Below are 18,417 nucleotides of genomic sequence, written 5' to 3' on the forward strand. Positions count from 1 at the left end.
GGCAGTGCTGGTGCGGTCAGCCTCGATCGGTTGACTGGATGCCTCGTGCCCGGAGCAGATCAAATCCGCCATAGGTCTTGTGCTTCCCAACCAGCGTACCTTGCAAACCGTCCAGCACTATGCCGGCACGACACATTGCGGCCAGTTTATCACCCAGTCTCGCGGCATGCAGCGCCAATGCGGCGCGGGCGGTTTCGCTGCCATCCTGTACGGGCATGGGCTGCCGAAAATCCGGGTCATTCACCATGCGGTCCATCAGTTGCTCGGCCAAATCCAGGCCATTCAGCGGTCTCACACCGTAGGTGATGTGAACTGAAGCATCGCTGGCGGCCAAGGCATCATGAAACCAGCCCCAGGGGAGATAAAGCAGGTCACCCGGGTTAAGCGTCCATTCGTGCAGCAATTCGCCCTTGTCCGGATCCTCGTCCCTGGACGGGATCCGCTGGTCGTTCTGGTATGTCGGCCAGGGAGATCGGCCCTGCCAGATGTTCCAGGTCTTTCGGCCTTCGATCTGCACAACCCACACATCATGCGTGTCAGCGTGGACATTGAAAGCGCGGCGTTCTTTCCAAGAGATATAGGCATTGGCCCAGGGCTCGCCGAGGCCCCCCGCCTGGAGCGCCTGTGAAATGGCGGCCATGCCCGGCGTGAGGGTATCGATGTCATTCAGGACGAGACTGGCTCCCTGCTGTACAAACCGCCGCACGAGCCGCGCCTGCGGCCGGCTGATGACACGCCCGCCGTCATTTATAGTCACCGTACAATACTCTTTCGGGGATATGGCTTCACCATCCAGAAGCAAGACCATGGTGCGGTGCGTCCAGATCCGATCCATATTGAGAAGTCGGTGAATCTCGGACCACGACAAGACCTGCGAAAATTTGTCGGCCGCCCCCCGGATCAGCATAGGCTTTTGGTTGTTGTATTTTTCCAAAAATTCATCTTGCGCCATTGGAGACAGCAGCTGTTCAAATGTCATCGTCATGATTATTTCCATACTGCTTTAGTGACGCCAGTCACAATTGTTTAGCACCGCAATCTCACAATAACACTACTGAATTATTGTAACCTTGTCGGCTTGAAGCAGTTTTGCGATTTCAATCGATACAATTAAAGCAGATTTATTTGGCGTTTTGTCGCTCGCGCATGGGTTGAGATCACGGAATTCACTTGCAGCCTCATGGGGGCCGGCTTGGCTCGCGCCGCCCCCTCGCCTCTCACGAAGCCGGTTGCGCCTCATCCTGCGGCGCCTTGGCGGCCTTCAGCACCAGGGTCAGAACGGCACCAGGACCGTCATTTGCGGCTTCGATCCGCCCGCCCATCCCCATCATCAGCCCATGCGAAACCGAGAGTCCCAGGCCGGTGCCCCGATCAGGGCCTTTCGTCGTGAAAAAGGGCTCGAAGATCCGGCTCATGATGTGATCGGGTATGCCGCCTCCACTATCGGCCACGCTGATGCGGACTTCATCCGAGTCGCCGGCAGAGGCTGCCACCCCAATGCGACGCGGCGCGCCCGGCGGGAGTTGGGCCAGCGCGTCACGCGCGTTGAGCAGCAGGTTCACCAGAACCTGCTCCAGCGGGACGGCATCGCAAAGAATGAACTCGGGCGCGCCATCGAGGCTGACTTCCGTGGTGATTCGCTCCCGCTCCAGCGCACCTCGAACAATCTCCAGGGTCCCGTTGATGGCGTCGGCCAGGCGGACTGGCCTCAAGATCGCCTCGCCATCGCCACCGCGGGCGAAGCGGCGCAGATGCGTGATGATCGCGGCGGCCCGGGCGGCCTGCTCGACGATGGCCTGGAGCTGCGGCTCGATCATTTCAGAGCGGCCTTCCCGGAGCCCGAGCGCCGCGATCTCGGCCGCGAGCGACAAAGCCTGCAACGGCTGTTGCAACTCATGGGCCAACCCCATCCCCATGTCGCCCAGCAACGTCAATCGGGCCGATGCCGCCGCCCGGGCATCCGCCGCGCGCAGCGCATCGATGCTGACGCAATAGCCCACGACCAGCGCGCTCCCATTCGCCTGTCGCTCCAGAATGCGGATGCTGCTGCTCATCCAACGCCACCCACCATCCGGCTGGCGAAGCCGAAACTCGTAGGCCAGCCCCTCAGCATCCGCGACATTGTTGCGCCAGCTTGACGCCGGGGAGCCAGGTTCAGCCAGTGTCGTCAGATCATTGAGCTGGGCGATGTATTCAGCCGGCCAGCCGGTGACCGCCGCCACATCGCCACCGCGGTAGATCAACCGGCTGGCGCCGTCAGCCGAGACCTCACGGAGGAAGATCAAGGCGGGAAGGCCGGAATGCAGGCGGTCAATATCAGCGCGGGTCCCCAGGAGCGACACAAGCTTCCTGGACGCCGCGCGCTCCCGAACCAGGGCGGCCATGATGCCGCCACTGACCGTGAGGAGAATCATGGCCAGAAGGCCATAGATGGGGGAAAGGGGCGGGTATTCGCCAGAGGCGAGTTGCACGGCGCGGATGAGGTGCCAGAAGCCACCGCCCAGGCCCACCACCAGCGCGAGGTCACGCGCGGCTGTGATTTTCTGCTCGCGGTAAACCAGCCACAACTCGAACGCCGCGCCGGACATCAGGCCGCCCGCCATGACGCAATAAGTGATGACGATGGCGAGCGAGGGCGTGCCGGATACAGCGCCCACCGTCAGCAGGGCGCCCATGAGCGTGGCCGCAGGCAAGGCTAGAGCGTCATCCGGTCTGACTGAATCGTGGGGATTCCCGGAACGGCTGTTTTCTGATTCACGCTGTCTTCCGGAGCGTGGAGGCCGGGCTGGATGTCGAAGGCGCTCTCACTGGATCTACGGCAGCGCACGCTGGCTGCGGTGTTGGAAGAAGGCCTCACGCACCGCCAGGCGGCCGAGCGGTTCAAGGTCAGCGCAGCCAGCGTCAGCCGCTGGCGTACCCTTGCCGCCGAGGGTGCGGTGCCGATGCACGGTCCGCTTGGTGGTGATCGGCGCAGCCATGTTGTGGAGGCCGAGGCTGAGACGATCCTCGAAGTGTTTCACGCGCAGCGCGACATGACGCTGCTGGAACTGCGCGTAGCCCTTGCCGAACGGGGCCTGCGCTTCGGCTACGGCACGCTTTGGCGCTTCTTCGACCGTCGCGGCTACACGCGCAAAAAAAGACCGCGCACGCAGCCGAGCAGCAACGCCCCGACGTCCTGAGCCGGCGCGAAGCCTGGTTCGAGGCGCAGCTCGACCTCGATCCTGAGCGCCTGATCTTCGTCGACGAGAGCTGGGCCAGCACCAACATGGCCCGACGCCATGGCCGCTGCCCGCGTGGCGAGCGCCTGCGCATGGCAATCCCCCACGGCCATTGGAAAACCACCACGCTGATCGCCGGGATGCGCAGCAGCGGCGTGGTCGCGCCCTTCGTGATCGACAGCCCAGTCAACCGGCTCATCTTCGAAGCCTGGGTGGAGCAAGCGCTCGTGCCGGAACTGCGGGCCGGCGACATCGTGGTGATGGACAACCTCAGCAGCCACAAAGGCCCGGCCGTGCGGGCCCTCATCGAGGCCAAGGGTGCGCATCTGCTCTACCTGCCGCCCTACAGCCCGGACTTCAATCCAATCGAGAACCTGTTCGCCAAGCTGAAGGCGCTGCTGCGCCGCGAGGCTGCGCGGACCATCGACACCCTGTGGAACGCCATCGGGCGCATTCTCGACCGCGTCACCCCGCGCGAGTGTCAGCGCATGTTCGCCGCAGCAGGGTATGATCCAGATGGATGGGATTAAGCTCTAGGATCCAGTGCGCGGTGCTCCGTTGGCGCAAACCGCGCGCGCCCGCCCAAAGACAAGAGAAGGCCAGCAGGAGCCAAACAGGTCCAAGCATGGTGAACGGGCTGTGCGCGCCGGACATCTGGAAGCTCAGGCCAAGCAGCCCCACGCCAGTCAACAACAGGCAGGCGGTCCAGTATGCGGAGAAGGCGGGGCGCTCAACTCGCCAAGAGTTCCAGAGAACAAGCGCAATCGCCGCGCTGAGGATGGCGGTGGCCGCGTAGAGCGTGGCTGCATCAAGGGCCAAAGACACGGATCGAACCACCTCGAGCGGCACTGGCTACGCTCAACACCTTATCGAACCGAGACGCAAGCGTCACGGCACTCTGGCCCAACTCAGACGGGAAAATTTGACGGCCATGTGGAGCATGCTTCACTCCCGCGTGATCGTGAGAGTGGTCCTCTCTCTCCGTGCCGGCCCACGCTCACGCCGCGGGCAAGCCCAGGGCATGCGCGACCGAGAAGACATTCTCCCCATGAAGCACGAAATCCCGGTTGAGAGCGGAGACGCAGCGCAGGAAGGGGAGTGCTACGCCTTCGCCCGGCAGCATCCAGTCATGAAGTTCCACGATCAACACCGGGAAGGTTGAGACCCATTCGGTTGGTGGTTCAAACAGGCCCTTCTCCCCGCCTTCGATATCCACCTTGGCGATGAGCGGGAAAAGCCCCTCACCCAGGGCCTGCTGCACGACAGCCGAGGCAGCGACCATCTCGCAGTTGCCGCCCTCCTGGGAGGTGGTCATGTAGCCCCACTCCCCGCGGCCAGGATCAACGATGGACACACGTTGTGAAACCCCGCCCAGCGCCTGACAGCGCAAGGCAACCTCCAACCCTTCCGTATTGCGACGGAGCAACGCGAAGTTACCCGGCTCCGGCTCGAACGCGATGATCCGGGCCCGCGGAAAGCGGGCTGCGAAATAGACCGCGCTCGCGCCGATATTGGCCCCGGCATCCAGGATCAGCGGCGTCCTGCCGGAGGCCACGCAAGCGTTGTAGAGGTTCTGGATGTCAGTGGCGCGGGCCAGACGCTCCAGCGCGTAATCCTGGTTGACGAACACCTGCTGGATCACGCCGCGATCGGCGGGGGTGTTGCGATGGAAGAAGGGCCTCTGCGCCTTCCCACCGATGGTCAGCATGGTGACTTCTAACATGATCGCGCCTTCTGTGATGCAAGACCATGGCGAGGCAGGCTCCGCAAGGGTCTTGAAGGATTGGGCCAAATCATCGGGGCTCTTTGCGTTTGACGCCCCATCCGCGCGCAGCGCCGGGCATACACCATGCCAATCGGACCCGCGGGCCCAAGCGAATGAAGGCGGTCAGCACGCACTCGTGGCGGCCTGATGGGCCTGGCGGATCAGGTCGGAGAACTCCTGCCCCTGTGCGACCAACCGCGCACGCGAGCGCTCAGGCTCGAAAGCTGCCGCGACCTGGGCGCGGATCGCGGCGCTGAATGTGCCCTCCTTGCCGGACTGCGCATCCGTAGCGAAGCGTACCGCAAACTCGAGCACCTCCTCCGGCGTTGCAAGCACGAGGTTGCCGAGCCCGGCCGCACGCAGAATGCTGCTGGCCACGCGCGCGGGAACCGTCTCACCCAAAGTGGTCACCATCGGCACATGGGCACACAGCAAGTCCATGGCGGTGGTGTGGGATCCGTATGGCTCCGTATCCAGTCCGAAATCGGCCAGTCGCAGCCGGGCCGCATGCCGCTCAGGATCGACGCGCGCCGCCACGACGAGGCGCGCGGGATCGATCCCCTTGGCCTGCATGGCCACGCGCAACGCTGCCTCAGCCTCGACCGGCATCGCCAGCAACCACAGCACCGAGCCGGGGACGCGCGCCAGGATGTTGCACCAATTCAAGAAGGTCAGGCGGGACAGCTTATGGCTCTGGTTCATCGAGACGAAGACGAATGCGTTCTCCGGCAGGCCTTCATCCGCGCGGCTGACCAGTTGGCGCTCCGCAGGAGGGAGGAGCACCGGATAATAGCTCTCCGCGAAGCGGATGACCGTCTCGTCGAAGTGGACATCTTCCTCCGGCTTTACGGTCACGGGATCGAGCAGGGTGAAGTCATAGATCCTTGAGCCGGCGGTCGAGCAAAAACCAAGATAGTGCCCAATGACCGGCGCCGGCCGAAACCGCAGCACCTCCGACTTGGTGCCGCTCGTGTAGCAGGTGAGATCGATTAGGACGTCCAGTTTCAGGCTCGCGATCGCCTGGGCCGCCTGCTCCATCGAGGCAGCCAGCAGCGGATTGAGTTCCACGTGGTACTCACAGGCGCGCAGACAGCGAAGCCGGAAGATATCCATGGCTTCCGGGCCGTAGGTCAGGGCAACAGCCTCAATCCGCGAATGGTCGAGCGCTTCGAGAAGCCCCGCCATGAGTACGCCCATCGGATGATTGCGAAACTCGCCGCATAGGAAGCCGACGCGCAAACGCTCCCGGCCATCGTTCCACACATGCCCACGCGGCACGATCTGCACCTCAGTCGGCGGGAAGATGCGCCGCGCATAGGCAGCGTTGATCAGGTGGTGGTCACGCATCGTTGCCTGAGGCATGGCGAGGCCGGAGAAGGGCTCCACCACCATCTCCGGATGGCTGCGCACGCGCTGCAAAACGCGCGGGACAACATGATCCACCAAGTCCCAATGGCAAAGGCTCTGCGCCTGGTACAGCAAGGCCCCTTCTGCGAGAGCGAGGTCCGGAGCCTTTTCGAGCGCCTGGGCGAAGAGAAGCAGCGCCTCGGCTCGTTTGCCGAGCTGGATGAAGGCCAGCCCAAGATTGTACTGGGCAACGCCCACGGCGGCCGGCGTATCGAGGAGGTGCACAGCCTGGTGGAAGGCGTGCACGGCCTCTGGCACTCGCCCAAGCTCCAGCACGATGCCGCCAAGCACAAGCCAGACCTTGCCTAGGTTGGGCTGAAGCACCACGGCACGATGGAGTGCTTCCATCGCGTCCTCACGCCGACCCGCCTGCAGGAGGGCCAGGCCGAGATTAGCGTGCATTGCCGCGTCCGCCGGGGCCTTCTGCACGCCGACCGACAACAGGGACAACGCCTCCGGCCAAGACTGCATTTCCAGCAGGCTCCCGCCCAGATTGCAGATGGCTTCCGTCAGCTCCGGCTCAAATCTCAATGTTTCGCGATAGGCAGTTACCGCAGCGGCGTGCGCGCCTCGTGCGCGCTGCGCATTGCCCACCAGCAAATGGCCAAGCGCCGGTCGATCCACCCGCGCAAGGCCAAGGATGCGGCGGCCGAATTGCAACGCTTGGTCCGGCCGCTGCTGCATCAGCGCGATGCGACCAAGCTCGAACATGGTGGGGACGTTCCGCGGATCGCGCATCAGCGCCGCCTCAAGATAGCCGGAGGCCGCCTGCGACTGGCCGGCCGAGAGATGTTCACGGGCCCGTTGCAGCAGATAGGGGAGCGTCAGTTGCATGGGTGGTCATCCTTGGGCCAGAGCGCCAGGGCCCCTGTATGAATGCGACAAAAGCCGATCATGGCGGGCTCCGTCTTCGGCATCCCCAGGCCATGCGCGCCCGCGACTCAGGGACGCAGCAGCGGGGGCACTACTCACCCTTGTCCCATGGGGTGCGAGGTTCAGTAGCCACCGCCCCCATCGCCGCCGCCATCCCCGCCGCCGCCGCCGCCATCGCCTCCGCCACCATTACCGCCATCGGGCTGCGACGGCCGCGGGGGCCGGGCACCATGGTAGTGGCCACGGGGCTGATAGTGACCGCGCGCTAGCGCGCCGCCGAAGAAGAAGCTGTTGTTCAAAGCGATATTCGCAATATTGATGGACACACCGCCAGGACCGGGAGCGCCACCACCGACCTGCACGCTCAAGCCACTCATTCCCAGCGCACTGAACAGGCTGCCGCCGGAAAACCCGGGCACGCCCGTAAGCCCGGCCATAACGCCAGGTGGGGCATAGCCCCGCCCGAAGCCCGCAAGGCTCTGCGATGCGCCGAGGTTGACGATGTTCACGCCGACACCCCCCTGCGGCGAGACCGTCACTGAGACACCTGACATGCCGATCGACGACGAGGCAGTAAAGGGCTGCGCGTAGCCGTTTGCGAAGAAGGACGTGGGCGCTGTCCCACCATGAACCGGCCATTGACCCTGGGGCCGCGCCTGCGCCAGGGCCTGCCCAAGGGGCAGCGTGACGCACACGGCCATCGCCAGCGGGGCGAGTGCAAGACGCTGCATTGCTGAATCCATCATTGCCGCAACCCCATCACATGCCAACTGAAAATCGGGCGCCGCGCGCCACGCTCCGGGCGATAGTCAAAGCGGAGCAACTCATGCGAATCCACATCGAAGTAGTAGTGCGATTCCGCCGCATAACTGTTCGTGCGGCCCTCCTCCCGGTGAACAAGCAGCGCCACTCGCCGCTGGCGGCCGCCCACCATGAGCAACTGCTGTCCGGCATACCGGTAGCTGTTCATGAACTGCTGCTGCACAGGCGGAGACACACCATCCACCTGCAGGAACGCAGTCACACTGATCTCCCTGCCCGGTCGCGCTGGAAACATGCCGATCAACCGGTCCTGCATGACGTCCGCCAGGCTGCTGCCCTCCCGCATGACCTGGCGAACCATCCGCACCGCGCGGCCGTTCATCTCGACCAGGCAGATGGTGCCATCCGCACTGGCCGTACCGCGATAGACCCGGCTGAAGGTCGCGTCCGGCCGGCCTTCGACCTGGGCCACCGACGCCAGGCCGCTGGCCGGACAGCCGAGCGACCAGGCCTGATCCCCCAGGGCAACATCCGCGGCGGAGACCGGCATCATCGAAAGAATCGACATCAATGCTGCGTAAGCCAGCACCTTGGCGCGAAGCATTACTGCCTCACGAGAAGGGCGATGATCGTGTCGGGGTCAGGCAGACCCGTGACAGGCAGGCGATTGGCCGTCTGATAGCGCCGCAGCGCCTCCTGCGTGGAGGCGCCGAAACGTCCATCCGGCTGCTCGCGCAACAGATTGAGGGCGCGCAACCGCGCCTGCACCGCGCGCAGCGTTTCCACGCGCAAGCTCATGCGGTTGTCGTCGACGGTCATCTCGACGATCGGCGATGCCGCGGCGACACGCACGCGCACCAGCGCCTCGATGCCCCCGCGCACAGCGACTTCAAACAACTGGCTTGGCGCCTGGCGGCAGATATTGGCCACGATCGCCGCGAAGGGGCCAGGCAGAATGAATGGGCTGACGTCGAAGACGCCCGTTGTCAGTCGGCTCGTTGCGGTCAGATGGCCGTCGATATAGCCGATATAGGCGCCGAGTTCGGGCCTGTTCTCATTGACCGCGAGCACATACGCCTCGCAACGCTGCGCACCGGCACCGCGAACCGAATATTCGCCAGCGCGGTCAGCCGCGGAAGCAATGCCGACGGAATTTGCCAGCAAGAGGGCGAGAGCAAGAAGCTTGGCCGAACGATGGGGACGAAGCATGATCAAGGTCTCCGGTGACAATGAGACAGCGAGGCAAGGCCTGGAGAAGCAGGCCGTAAAGAAGGAGGATTGGCGGTGGCCCATCCGGGCCACCGCCGTTCAGCCGTACCGGATCAGCGACCGATCGCGTTGGTCGCCGAGTTTCCGACCGCAACCGCACGGAGGACGTTGCCGTTCACGTTAACCGGGGCATTGCTCGAAGCGGCGCTGGCCATATTGGCCCCGATCGTCGTGCCCGAGATCGACGCGGACACCGTGGTGCCGTTGGTCTGCTGGTAATTGGTCGACTGCATCGAGCCACCCGCCTGCGCGCCGGAGAGCGCCATCGTCGCCGAGTTCCCGAAGGCCGTGGCGAAGACGGTATTGCCCTGCACATTGACGGGCCCGTTGGTCGCGGCACCCGCGTAGCTGATCGTCGCGCCCATGGTGGAAGCGGCCACCGTGGAGTTGCTGGCGCGCTGCGTGTTGAGCAGCACGTAGTCGCCATTGGCGGTGGAAGCACCGGCCATAGCCGTCGAAGACGCGCTGCCCGTGCTGGTCCCGTTGTAGCGCACCGAGGATGCAAAGCCCGAGTTCAGGCTGGCACTGTTGCCCGTGGCCGAAGCGCCCACCATGTTGCCGCCGATCGTGACCGGCGAGTTGGTGAGCATGTAGGCGGCTGTCGTAACGCTGCCATCCATGACACCGCGGACGAGGGTGCCGGTGTTCGTGGCTGAGACCAGGCTGGTGTCCATCTCCTGCTTGCCAAGGATGGCGCTACCGCCGGGGACAGCGGCGCCCGCGACATTGCCGATCATCGACAGCGCCGAGACATTGCCATTGGCCGTGGCCGTGACGTTGTTGCTGCTGATGTTCAGCGGGCTCGCGGTGGTCGACGAGTTGGCAAGGGTCGCGCCAATAGACACGCTGCTGACATCCGCAACAGCGCGCGTTGTCGTAGGCGAGCTGCCGAAAGCCCCGCTCCCCGTCATCGACTGGACACTGGCCAGCGCATAGTCAGCCGTCACGTTCCCGCTCGCGCTGGAGGCCGTGCTGGCCGAACCGGTGCCCGCCGAGCGAACCGAGCCGTTGAACGCGGTGGAGAGCGTCGCCGTATTGGCCGTGGCCGTGGCCGACACGGAGTTGCTGCTCACCGAGACGGGCGAGCCGGTCATGGTACCGGTCGCGGTGGAGTCGCTCGTCTGCCAAGTGACCTGCGCCGCGATATTCACGGTGCTGACCGTGGCAAGAACCGCGGTGTTGGTCGCGGTGGAAGTGGAGAGACCGAAGCCCTGGGCCGAGTAGTTGCCCATGCCGCCCTGGCTGTCACCCGCACCGGCACCACTCGCCAGGATGCTCTGGGCCGAGACGTTGCCATTCGCCGTCGCGGAGACCGTGTTCGAATTCACCGAGAGCGGGCTGGAGGTCGTCGCCGAATTGGCGAGGTAGATCCCCAGGTCAACGGATCCGGCGGCAGCCTCATTCCTTCCGCCGGAGATCATCTGGGAACTGCCCAGCGTCAGTGTTCCTGCGTTACGCGTGACGGCAGTGGTGACGGAGCCATCAGCCTGCGTGGGCGTAAGCGCACCAGACTGGCCAAGGCCGGACATGGTGGCGGCGTAGTTGTTCACCGTGCTGGCCGCCGAGATCAGATTGGAACTGACCGAGACCGGCGTATTGACCGTCGTCGCGGCCGGGCCATTGGTCGAAGCAGTCATGAAGACGTCAGAGGATTGCGCAACGATATTGCCGGCCGATACGGATTGCGCATTGAACGCCTCGATCGTTCCGTCATTCCGCGGCACGCTGAGCGTCGTCTCGGCCGTATTGCCGCGCGCGATCGAGCCAACCACGTTCGAGTTCACAGCCACGGTCGAGTTGATGGCATCCGCCGTGGCCGTGAAGAAGCCAAAACGCGCAAGCGCCCGGCTATCCATCGTATCGATGGTCTGGACATTGACGGCCGCGATACCGGCGGCGGCGTCAGCCGACGCCGCTCCGGCTGCGCCGGCAGATGCCTGCGACGTGCCGCTCAGCCCCGGCCCCTGCACCAAGGTGCTGGCCGCCGCCGTGACCGAAAGCGTGGCCGCGTTCTGGGTCGCGGTGGCAACCATGCGGTTGCCAGAGACGGAGACCGTGCTGCTGCTGACATAGCTGATCGTGGAGCTCGTCCCGCTGCTCGAACTCACGCCGGTTCCGACATTGAAGAAGCCGAAGCCGGCAACCGCCTGAACGGAGGTGTTCGAAGTCGTGGTGGTGGACCCACTGGTCACGGTGTTCACCGCGCCGACATTGCCCTGCATGTTGTTCAGGCCAATGCCGCCCAGATAGCTCGGCCCGGTCGCCAGGGTGGCGGTGAGATCGGCGGTGTTCGCCGTCGCGGTCGCCGTCATGGCGTTGGTGTTGACCTGCAGCGTGCTGCCTGTGGTCGTCGAAATATTACCGAAGTTCACCCCGAAATTCTGCATGACGGAGCTTGCGAGAATGGCCGGGGTATCGGTCGCGGTGGAAACGTAGCTGTTGGTCTGGTTATTGCTGATCGCAACCGGGGCCGTGCTGGCCTGGGTTGCGCCAGCCGTTGCGGTCAGGGTCGCGGCGAAGGTATCAGTGCCGGAGCCGGAGGTCGCAATCCCCGTGACGCCAAGGCGTGAGGAGTTGCCTGTTGCAACAGCAGAGGCGGTATTGCCCGCCACGCTGAGCACGCTGTTCACACTGATGCCACCCGCATTGGTGGAAACGCCGTCCGTGGCGGCCGTGGCGTTGGCGGCGGTGGAGACGACGAAGGCATTGCCGATATTGGCCGAGGTCACCGTCGAATTGGCCGTGTTGCTCTGGGTATTGCCCAGCGAAAGCGCCGTATAGGACGCCGTGGTGCCGGAGCCGGAACCGGCCGCTGTCACCGGGCCGGAGACCGATGCGCTGTACTCATTGGCGACGCCCGTGGTGGAGACGGTGTTGCCGGTCACCAGGCCGCTGGCGTTGGTGAAGTTCGTCGCGCCCACATTCATGCGGCTGGAGAGGTTGCCGGATGTGGCCATGGTCAAGGCCACATCGGCCAAGGGGAAGCTCGGGATCGAAGAGGTAGAGGCCATCGCCGTGGTGTAGGTCGTGGCGTCGAGGGTGGTCGCCACAACCGACGTGCCCGTATTCACCTGCGCATTGCCAACGACATAGCTGCCGGTCAACGTGCCCGTTGCACCGGAAGTGTTGGTGTATTGCGGCGTGAGCGTGTCAACCGTGCCTCCCAGGACGGTCCCCGCCGGGATGGTCAGCGCGCCGATGGCGGAGTTGCCCACGGCGATGGCGGCGAAGCTGTTGTTCACCACCTGCGCCGTCGAATTGACCAAGCCCGATGTGGCGAGACCATCCGCGATGCCAATGCTGGCCACAGGGCCGGACAGGCTTGTCGTAGAGGTCGAGCCCGACACGGTGGTGGTGACATTGGCACCGAGGAAGGCACTCACAGAGCTGCCGGCATTCCCCTGGAAGGTGCCGACGGCGACGCCGCCGGCGAGGGTGTTGCTGCTGGCGCCGGCGATCGTGGCCGAAGCCTCGCCGAAATTGCCTACCGCCGTCGAACGCAGCGCGTTGTTGCCAATCGTCGCGGCGCCATCCGTCAGGCCTTGGTAGGCATCGATCTGGAACAGCCCGTTGGCGGCACTGGCCGCCGAATGCGTCACCTGCGCGGTCGCGGCGACGTTCAGATTTTGCTGGGCCACGATGACGGAGGTGGGCGCCGTCGACTCGATTTGCGTACCGGTGGGCGCGCTGGCGGAAGAGCCCGTCGAGCCGAACGCGGTGACCTGGATGTTGCCGATCGCGGTCGTCTGCCCGAGATTGGCCGAGGCCGAGCCGCTGTTGCCGAAGGCGGTGGCACGGATGCTGTTGCCCAGCGCCGCCGTATCCGCGGAGCCGATGTTCAGCGTGGCGCTGGTGAAGGTCGAACCACTGCCCGCGGCCGTCGCTACAAAAGAGCCGGTCGCCGAACTGACATCCAGGTTCTGCGTGCTGGTGCCGCTGCTGCCAAACAACAGGGCGGAGCTGTCGCTGATACGGATCTGCGCGCCTTCCACCGTGGAGGTCAGCGCCGCATTGACATTGCTCTGCATCAGGCCGGTCACGCTGCTGGCCGCACCGGAGACCAGCGGCATCACCGTGGAGACGGCGGCGACATTGCCCTGGACCGTGCCCGAGATGGCATTGCCCTGAACCGTCACCGCGCCATTGGCGACGCCCCCGAAGAACCCGATGACGGAATTGGTCACCGTGGCCGTGCCGATCACCGAACCTGCGGTGTCACCGATGTTGTTCTGGGCGGCAACATTGAGGTAGTCGGCGGCGACGTTGATCGTTGTCGTCGTAGCGCTGGTACCGGGAGTGAGCAACGTGCTGCTCGGGCTGAACAGCTGCGAAGCGAGCGTGCCGCCCGCAGAGCCGCCGGCAGCCAGCGTGGCCGAAGTGTTCAGCGTCTGCGAGGTGATGTCGTTCAGCGACGCACGGCTGCTGACCGTATTGCCGGCCAGGGTGGCGGTGGAGCCGCTGATCTGCGTCAGCGTCCCGGCGCTATCCTGACCCATCACGCGCAGCGTCGTATTGGTGTTCGTCGCCTCGACGGTCAGCGTGCTGGCCGAAGCCGCGTTGTTGCCCTGCGCACTGAACACGGAAACGCCGCCACCCAGTGCGGGGTTGATCGCGGAGGAGAGGTCAAGGCCCACGGTTGCGCTGTTGCCAGCCGCGGCCGCGGTCACGGCATTGGAGGACACCGCCACCGCCCCCCCGTTGAAGCCCGCTGCCCCCGCGAAGAGAGCGCTGACAGCCGTGTTGGCAGTCGATGCCTCAAGGAGAGTGGCCGTACCCGCATCCGCGATGTTCTGCTGCACATTCGAGAGCGAAACCGGTGCAGTGACGATGATATCCGTGCCGACAGGCGCCAGAGCCGCACTGACGCCGGATGCCACGACGCTGGCGGTGCCGGTCGAGAAGCCGCCAAGGGGAACCGCGCCAGAGAGGTTGGAGAGCGCAAGGTTGCCGTTCACGCGTGCCGCGAAGCTGTTGCTGTTCAGGGCGACAGGCGCGCCATAGGCATCATTGGCGGTGAAGGCGATGGCATTGCCCGTCGCGCCGAGATTGCCCAGACGTGCCGTGTTGGTGGTCGCGTTCGAGTTGTAGTTCAGCTGCGAGGTGCCGAGCGTGGCGACCCCGCCCGGGGGCGTGTAGCTCGGGTCGATCACATAGGTGTTGCCCGTGTTGTTCGACAACTGATTCGCGATCGCCGTCGCGCTCATCACATTGCTCGACATGGCCGAGGAGCCGCCAACGGTGGTCGAACCGGTGCCCGTGATGATCTGGTTGGAGTCCAGCGAGCTGCTCAAGCTGATGTCGTTGTTGACCTGCGAGGAAAGGCCCGCCGAGGTGCCGGTCGCGGCGGAACCGATCGTCGCGGTGACAGTCGCGCTGCTGTTGCCGAAGACGAAGCTCTGGGCGCCAGCAGGCGCCGTGCTGCCGAGTACCAGGGCCAGGATCGAGGTCCCGGCGAGGAGCGTATGCTTGTAGCTCATGGGGCGGATAGTCCTTGATCGCATGGATGGGTTGGTGGTGGGTGACAGGCTCAAGTCATTCATCGGGGGGAAGCTGATCCCGGGAGCATCGGTAGGTTCGCAAACATCTGTCTGAAACGTGACGCGCTTCCGGGCGGATTGGGCGCCTCGCCCAAGGGGGCGAGGCTGGCGGTCCCGCTGGGCGAAGCGCCCGGCGGAGCCGCGTTTTCACCGAGCGTCCGGACAGGCCGCGGAGGCGGCGGCGGGTCGCTCGTGTTGGAGGCTGGCCCATCGCCAAGTGGCGTGGGCGGCGGGCAATCGGGCCCGCCCTGTCCCGCAGCCCCGCCGCAGGATCGCCGCTGGGGGTCGGGAAAGACATCAGCGGGGGCGACCGTGGGCGGGCGAATGCCGCCCGGCTGCAGGCTGAGCGACCCCGGAGGCGGCAGCAATTGCGGCCCCTGGAGGAAGCCAGGGATGGCCGGGCGCATCGCCGCATCCGGGCGCGCGCCCGGGGCGGGGCTGGGGCCATTGCCCCGGCCTCGGTTGACGACGCGCGGAACACTGGGCGCAGCGGCCGGAGGGCTGGGCGGGGGCGCACTCATGGGCACTTCCAGCGGCAGGGGCTGCGGCCGAAACGGCGGTTGGGGCGAGGGTTCGTGCGTCCGGACCGTCTCCACATCGTAGCCACTGCTCAGGATGCCAGCCGCCACGGCGGAAGCGGCGCAAGGCTGGAAGGACACGCCGCTGACCGAGGCGAGGAGCTCGAGCACGCCGATCTCCAGCGTCGCGCGGACCGCGAGCTGGATCGGCTCTTGGTTGCGCAGGCCAGCGCTGATGTCGAACAAGCGGCTGCCGAAGAAGCGAAAGATGTTGATCCCGACTTCATGGCCTGTCACCTGCTTCTGCAGGGAAACGGTGCGCAGCACGACCAGGCTGCTGGTATCGACGATGCGCAGATCAGCCGCGATGCTGGCCGTGAAGACGCGCGCCGCGGGCCCCACTCCGTTGACGAGGCCCTCGACACCGCCGGACTGCACATTCCAGTTCAGCTCGGTGATGCCGCCCACGATGAAGTAGCGCGACCGCATGATGGTGCCGCCCGCATAGGGCAGCCACGGCACGCGCTGCATCTGCCCTGCGGGACCGGGGACGCCATAGGCCCGCCCGTCCCCCAACTGACGGCGATCGGCATAGATCAGCTCAAGCTCGCCTACGCGAGGGTCGAAGCGTTCATGAATCCGAACCGCAGGGGCCAACCGGCCCAGCGCGGACATGACCATAAGGGTGCCCCCCTGGGTCAGGGCAGCGCCTTCATTGATGCTCGACTTCCCGGTGTAGTCGCGCACTTCGCCCACCGAGATGGACATCGGCCCGGGATCAGCCCCCGGGAATCGGCGCGCCCCGCGCAAGGCGTCGCGGTAACAGGCGTACATCGGCTCTAGCAGGGTACTGTTGTCGGTAATGGCAGGGCCACGAACGATGGGGGCCGATTCAGGCCCCTGCATGCGCAGCGACTGGCTGGCACAACCGGCCAGGGAAAGACCGAGCGCGAACAAGGCCGCGCCACGGGCAAGTCGCGCATTTTGGCGAATCATCGGATTGCTAAGGTCTTCACCGCGACCTGCTGCTGGAGCGGCGCACGCCAACACCGGCACAGGCTGAGCTGCCGGAGACATTCGACACCGAGGGGCTGCTCGTCGCGTTCTGGGTGGAGTTCAGGATTTGCGAACTCGATGAACTGCCTGAGTTGAGCTGGCCGACACCGGCGCTCGATACGGTACCCGTCACGGCGGCCCCGACCGGGCTGCCATAACTGTCCTGAACCGAATTCAGCGGAGCGGTCATGGTCCCGAGGCCACCGGCACTTGAGCCGCTCGTCTGGTTGCCTGCCGCCGTCGCACCAGTGGAGGGGTTGCTGAGAATGCTCGGCGAGGAAGTCGAGGCGTAACCTGACGTGCTTCCGGAATTACCGATCGCGCTTGAGTTCAAGCTGCAATTGGTCTGATCCCCATTCACCACTGAGGAGGTCGAGTTGTACGTGTTGTAGGTATAGCTGTTATTCCACTGCTGGAAATAATTGCCACGGTACCGATTGATCAAATCCACGGTGCCAAGCGACACTTGGCGATCGGCTGGCGTACGAAATTGCCACGATGTGTTCCCGCCAAGCTCATTGGCCACAGCACCGCCAGCAGCGGCCACGATGCACCCGAGAGACAGAAAACCGCAAATAATTAATGTCATTTCATCGCGCGGACGCAATATGGTAACCAATTTGGCAAGCATCAGACCCACCGCTCTTCCAGAATCCCAGGAGCACAGGATTAGGCGTGACCGCGCGACACATACAGGAATGGGCCGTAGACACTTGTCGATCTATCGGACATATCGTCTGTTTCGGCTATTTTTTTGTCGTTTCATGTTTTTTCGTATTCAAATATCGCCTCTGGTCTTCATGCGACTTTCCGCGGCCTAGGTGTTTGGTCCCAGGCTTTGATGATGCAGTCTGCTCGCCGGCATGGAGGGATGCGCTATGGGCCAGGTTCTTCACGGCTGCGCCCGCACGACAGAGGCTGTCCGTCGCGATCCAGCATAGTCAAGCGAGCCTGAGGCAACTGGCTCGGCGCCACGGCGTGAACCCCAAGACCGTCGCCAAGTGGCGCGCCAGGCAGCACGTAGCTGACCGGCGCACCGGCCCCGCCGAGCCACGCCCCACAACCCTCTCGGCCGAGCAGGAAGCTGTCATCGTCGCGTTCCGCCGACACACCCTGCTGCCGCTGGATGACTGCCTCTACGCCCACCAGCCCACCATCCCGCAACTGACGCGCTCAGCGCTGCACCGCTGTCTCTGAGCCACTGCCTCCAGCGCCACGGCATCTCGCGCCTGCCCGAGACCGGCGGCGACAAGCCCGTCCGCAAACGCTTCAAGGCCTACCCGATCGGCTTCTTCCACATCGACATCGCCGAGGTCCGGACAGAACAGGACAAGCTCCATCTCTTCGTCGCCATCGACCGCACCTCGAAGTTCGTCGTCGCCCAGTAGCACGAGCGCGCCACCGTCCGCGTCGCTTCCGACTTACTCCGACCACTTCTCGCCGCGGTCCGCTACCGGATCCACACCGTGCTCGCGGACAACGGCCAGCAATTCACCACCCCCGGCAACGAGGCCTCCGCCGCGTCGCTCATCCGCGAGGCAATGGATCGGGGTGAGATCTTCCGCGCGCACGGCTTCGAACTGGCCTGCGCCGAGCACCGCATCGAGCACCGGCTGACCAAGCCCCACCATCCCTGGACAAATGGGCAGGTCGAGCGGATGAACCGGACCCTCAAGGACGCCACCGTCCGGCGCTACCACTGCAGCAGCCACGACGAGCTTCGCGGCCACCTCGCGCTGTTCCTCGACGCCTATAACTTCGCCAGGCGGCTGAAGACCTTGAAGGGCCTCACACCCGACGAAGCCAGCTGTCGGTGCTGGGCCACCGAAGCGCACAGGTTCATCGCAAATCCGCACCACGAAATGCCAGGACCAAACATCCAGGCCCACCCTTTGGCCTCGCCCACGGCATCGCTGTTGGGGCCCCTGGCTGGCGCAACGGTGGCAACGGGTTTTATCGGCTCCAGGGGCGCGATGCAGTCACCGGCGGTGGCGGGCGAAGCATTGTCAGTT

At 64.8% G+C, this 18,417-nt stretch carries 11 protein-coding genes and 1 pseudogene; 2 read left to right on the forward strand and 10 right to left on the reverse strand.

Annotation, left to right across the window (positions count from 1 at the left end):
• Window positions 1-16 precede the first annotated feature (16 nt).
• A complete protein-coding gene (locus ACQ860_RS10970; protein ID WP_431303411.1) occupies window positions 17-985 on the reverse strand; it encodes a cupin domain-containing protein in 969 nt (322 codons plus the stop codon).
• A 232-nt stretch (window positions 986-1,217) separates the two neighbouring features.
• The gene (locus ACQ860_RS10975) at window positions 1,218-2,675 is read right to left on the reverse strand and encodes a PAS domain-containing sensor histidine kinase (RefSeq protein ID WP_431303412.1); all 1,458 of its coding nucleotides are present in this window, start codon (window positions 2,673-2,675) and stop codon (window positions 1,218-1,220) included.
• 114 nt (window positions 2,676-2,789) lie between these two features.
• Here ACQ860_RS10975 and ACQ860_RS10980 point away from each other — a divergent pair.
• Window positions 2,790-3,748 (forward strand): IS630 family transposase gene (locus ACQ860_RS10980; RefSeq protein ID WP_431302838.1). Its coding sequence is split into 2 segments (ribosomal slippage): window positions 2,790-3,141 and window positions 3,141-3,748, totalling 960 coding nucleotides; the frame shifts between segments, so codons are not numbered across the junction.
• Between the two features lie 467 nt (window positions 3,749-4,215).
• Here ACQ860_RS10980 and ACQ860_RS10985 read toward each other — a convergent pair.
• The 8 genes from ACQ860_RS10985 to ACQ860_RS11020 all read right to left on the reverse strand — a co-directional run bounded on the left by ACQ860_RS10985 (window position 4,216) and on the right by ACQ860_RS11020 (window position 17,036).
• Window positions 4,216-4,941, reverse strand: a complete 726-nt coding sequence (locus ACQ860_RS10985; protein WP_431303413.1) for an FkbM family methyltransferase — start codon at window positions 4,939-4,941, stop codon at window positions 4,216-4,218.
• Between the two features lie 165 nt (window positions 4,942-5,106).
• On the reverse strand, window positions 5,107-7,224 hold the full coding sequence (locus tag ACQ860_RS10990; RefSeq protein ID WP_431303414.1) for a tetratricopeptide repeat protein: 2,118 nt from the start codon (window positions 7,222-7,224) through the stop codon (window positions 5,107-5,109).
• Window positions 7,225-7,385: 161 nt separating this feature from the next.
• On the reverse strand, window positions 7,386-7,994 hold the full coding sequence (locus tag ACQ860_RS10995) for a hypothetical protein (protein WP_431303415.1): 609 nt from the start codon (window positions 7,992-7,994) through the stop codon (window positions 7,386-7,388).
• Window positions 7,995-8,005: 11 nt separating this feature from the next.
• A complete protein-coding gene (locus tag ACQ860_RS11000; RefSeq protein ID WP_431303416.1) occupies window positions 8,006-8,629 on the reverse strand; it encodes a hypothetical protein in 624 nt (207 codons plus the stop codon).
• Window positions 8,629-9,234, reverse strand: a complete 606-nt coding sequence (locus tag ACQ860_RS11005; protein WP_431303417.1) for a peptidoglycan-binding domain-containing protein — start codon at window positions 9,232-9,234, stop codon at window positions 8,629-8,631. The genes ACQ860_RS11000 and ACQ860_RS11005 overlap by 1 nt, the downstream gene beginning before the upstream one ends.
• 113 nt (window positions 9,235-9,347) lie before the next feature.
• Entirely contained in the window at window positions 9,348-14,771 is a 5,424-nt protein-coding gene (locus ACQ860_RS11010) for a beta strand repeat-containing protein (protein ID WP_431303418.1), read from the reverse strand.
• Between the two features lie 59 nt (window positions 14,772-14,830).
• On the reverse strand, window positions 14,831-16,345 hold the full coding sequence (locus ACQ860_RS11015) for a CsgG/HfaB family protein (protein WP_431303419.1): 1,515 nt from the start codon (window positions 16,343-16,345) through the stop codon (window positions 14,831-14,833).
• Window positions 16,346-16,361: 16 nt separating this feature from the next.
• Window positions 16,362-17,036 carry a hypothetical protein gene (locus tag ACQ860_RS11020; protein ID WP_431303420.1) on the reverse strand — a complete coding sequence of 225 codons (675 nt, stop codon included), beginning with the start codon at window positions 17,034-17,036 and terminating at the stop codon, window positions 16,362-16,364.
• Between the two features lie 247 nt (window positions 17,037-17,283).
• Between ACQ860_RS11020 and ACQ860_RS11025 the strand changes: the two are divergent.
• A pseudogene (locus tag ACQ860_RS11025) lies at window positions 17,284-18,282 on the forward strand (IS481 family transposase); the annotation flags it as partial.
• Between the last annotated feature and the right edge of the window lie 135 nt (window positions 18,283-18,417).

This window comes from Sediminicoccus sp. BL-A-41-H5 (assembly GCF_050632405.1).
Taxonomy (GTDB): domain Bacteria; phylum Pseudomonadota; class Alphaproteobacteria; order Acetobacterales; family Acetobacteraceae; genus Roseococcus.

What these genes read in the sequence shown, in the direction of transcription:
- ACQ860_RS10970 (WP_431303411.1), bottom strand. Translation starts at nt 985, where the DNA reads ATGACGATGACATTTGAACAGCTGCTGTCTCCAATGGCGCAAGATGAA.
- ACQ860_RS10975 (WP_431303412.1), bottom strand. Translation starts at nt 2,675, where the DNA reads ATGGGCGCCCTGCTGACGGTGGGCGCTGTATCCGGCACGCCCTCGCTC.
- ACQ860_RS10985 (WP_431303413.1), bottom strand. Translation starts at nt 4,941, where the DNA reads ATGTTAGAAGTCACCATGCTGACCATCGGTGGGAAGGCGCAGAGGCCC.
- ACQ860_RS10990 (WP_431303414.1), bottom strand. Translation starts at nt 7,224, where the DNA reads ATGCAACTGACGCTCCCCTATCTGCTGCAACGGGCCCGTGAACATCTC.
- ACQ860_RS10995 (WP_431303415.1), bottom strand. Translation starts at nt 7,994, where the DNA reads ATGCAGCGTCTTGCACTCGCCCCGCTGGCGATGGCCGTGTGCGTCACG.
- ACQ860_RS11000 (WP_431303416.1), bottom strand. Translation starts at nt 8,629, where the DNA reads ATGCTTCGCGCCAAGGTGCTGGCTTACGCAGCATTGATGTCGATTCTT.
- ACQ860_RS11005 (WP_431303417.1), bottom strand. Translation starts at nt 9,234, where the DNA reads ATGCTTCGTCCCCATCGTTCGGCCAAGCTTCTTGCTCTCGCCCTCTTG.
- ACQ860_RS11010 (WP_431303418.1), bottom strand. Translation starts at nt 14,771, where the DNA reads ATGAGCTACAAGCATACGCTCCTCGCCGGGACCTCGATCCTGGCCCTG.
- ACQ860_RS11015 (WP_431303419.1), bottom strand. Translation starts at nt 16,345, where the DNA reads ATGATTCGCCAAAATGCGCGACTTGCCCGTGGCGCGGCCTTGTTCGCG.
- ACQ860_RS11020 (WP_431303420.1), bottom strand. Translation starts at nt 17,036, where the DNA reads ATGCTTGCCAAATTGGTTACCATATTGCGTCCGCGCGATGAAATGACA.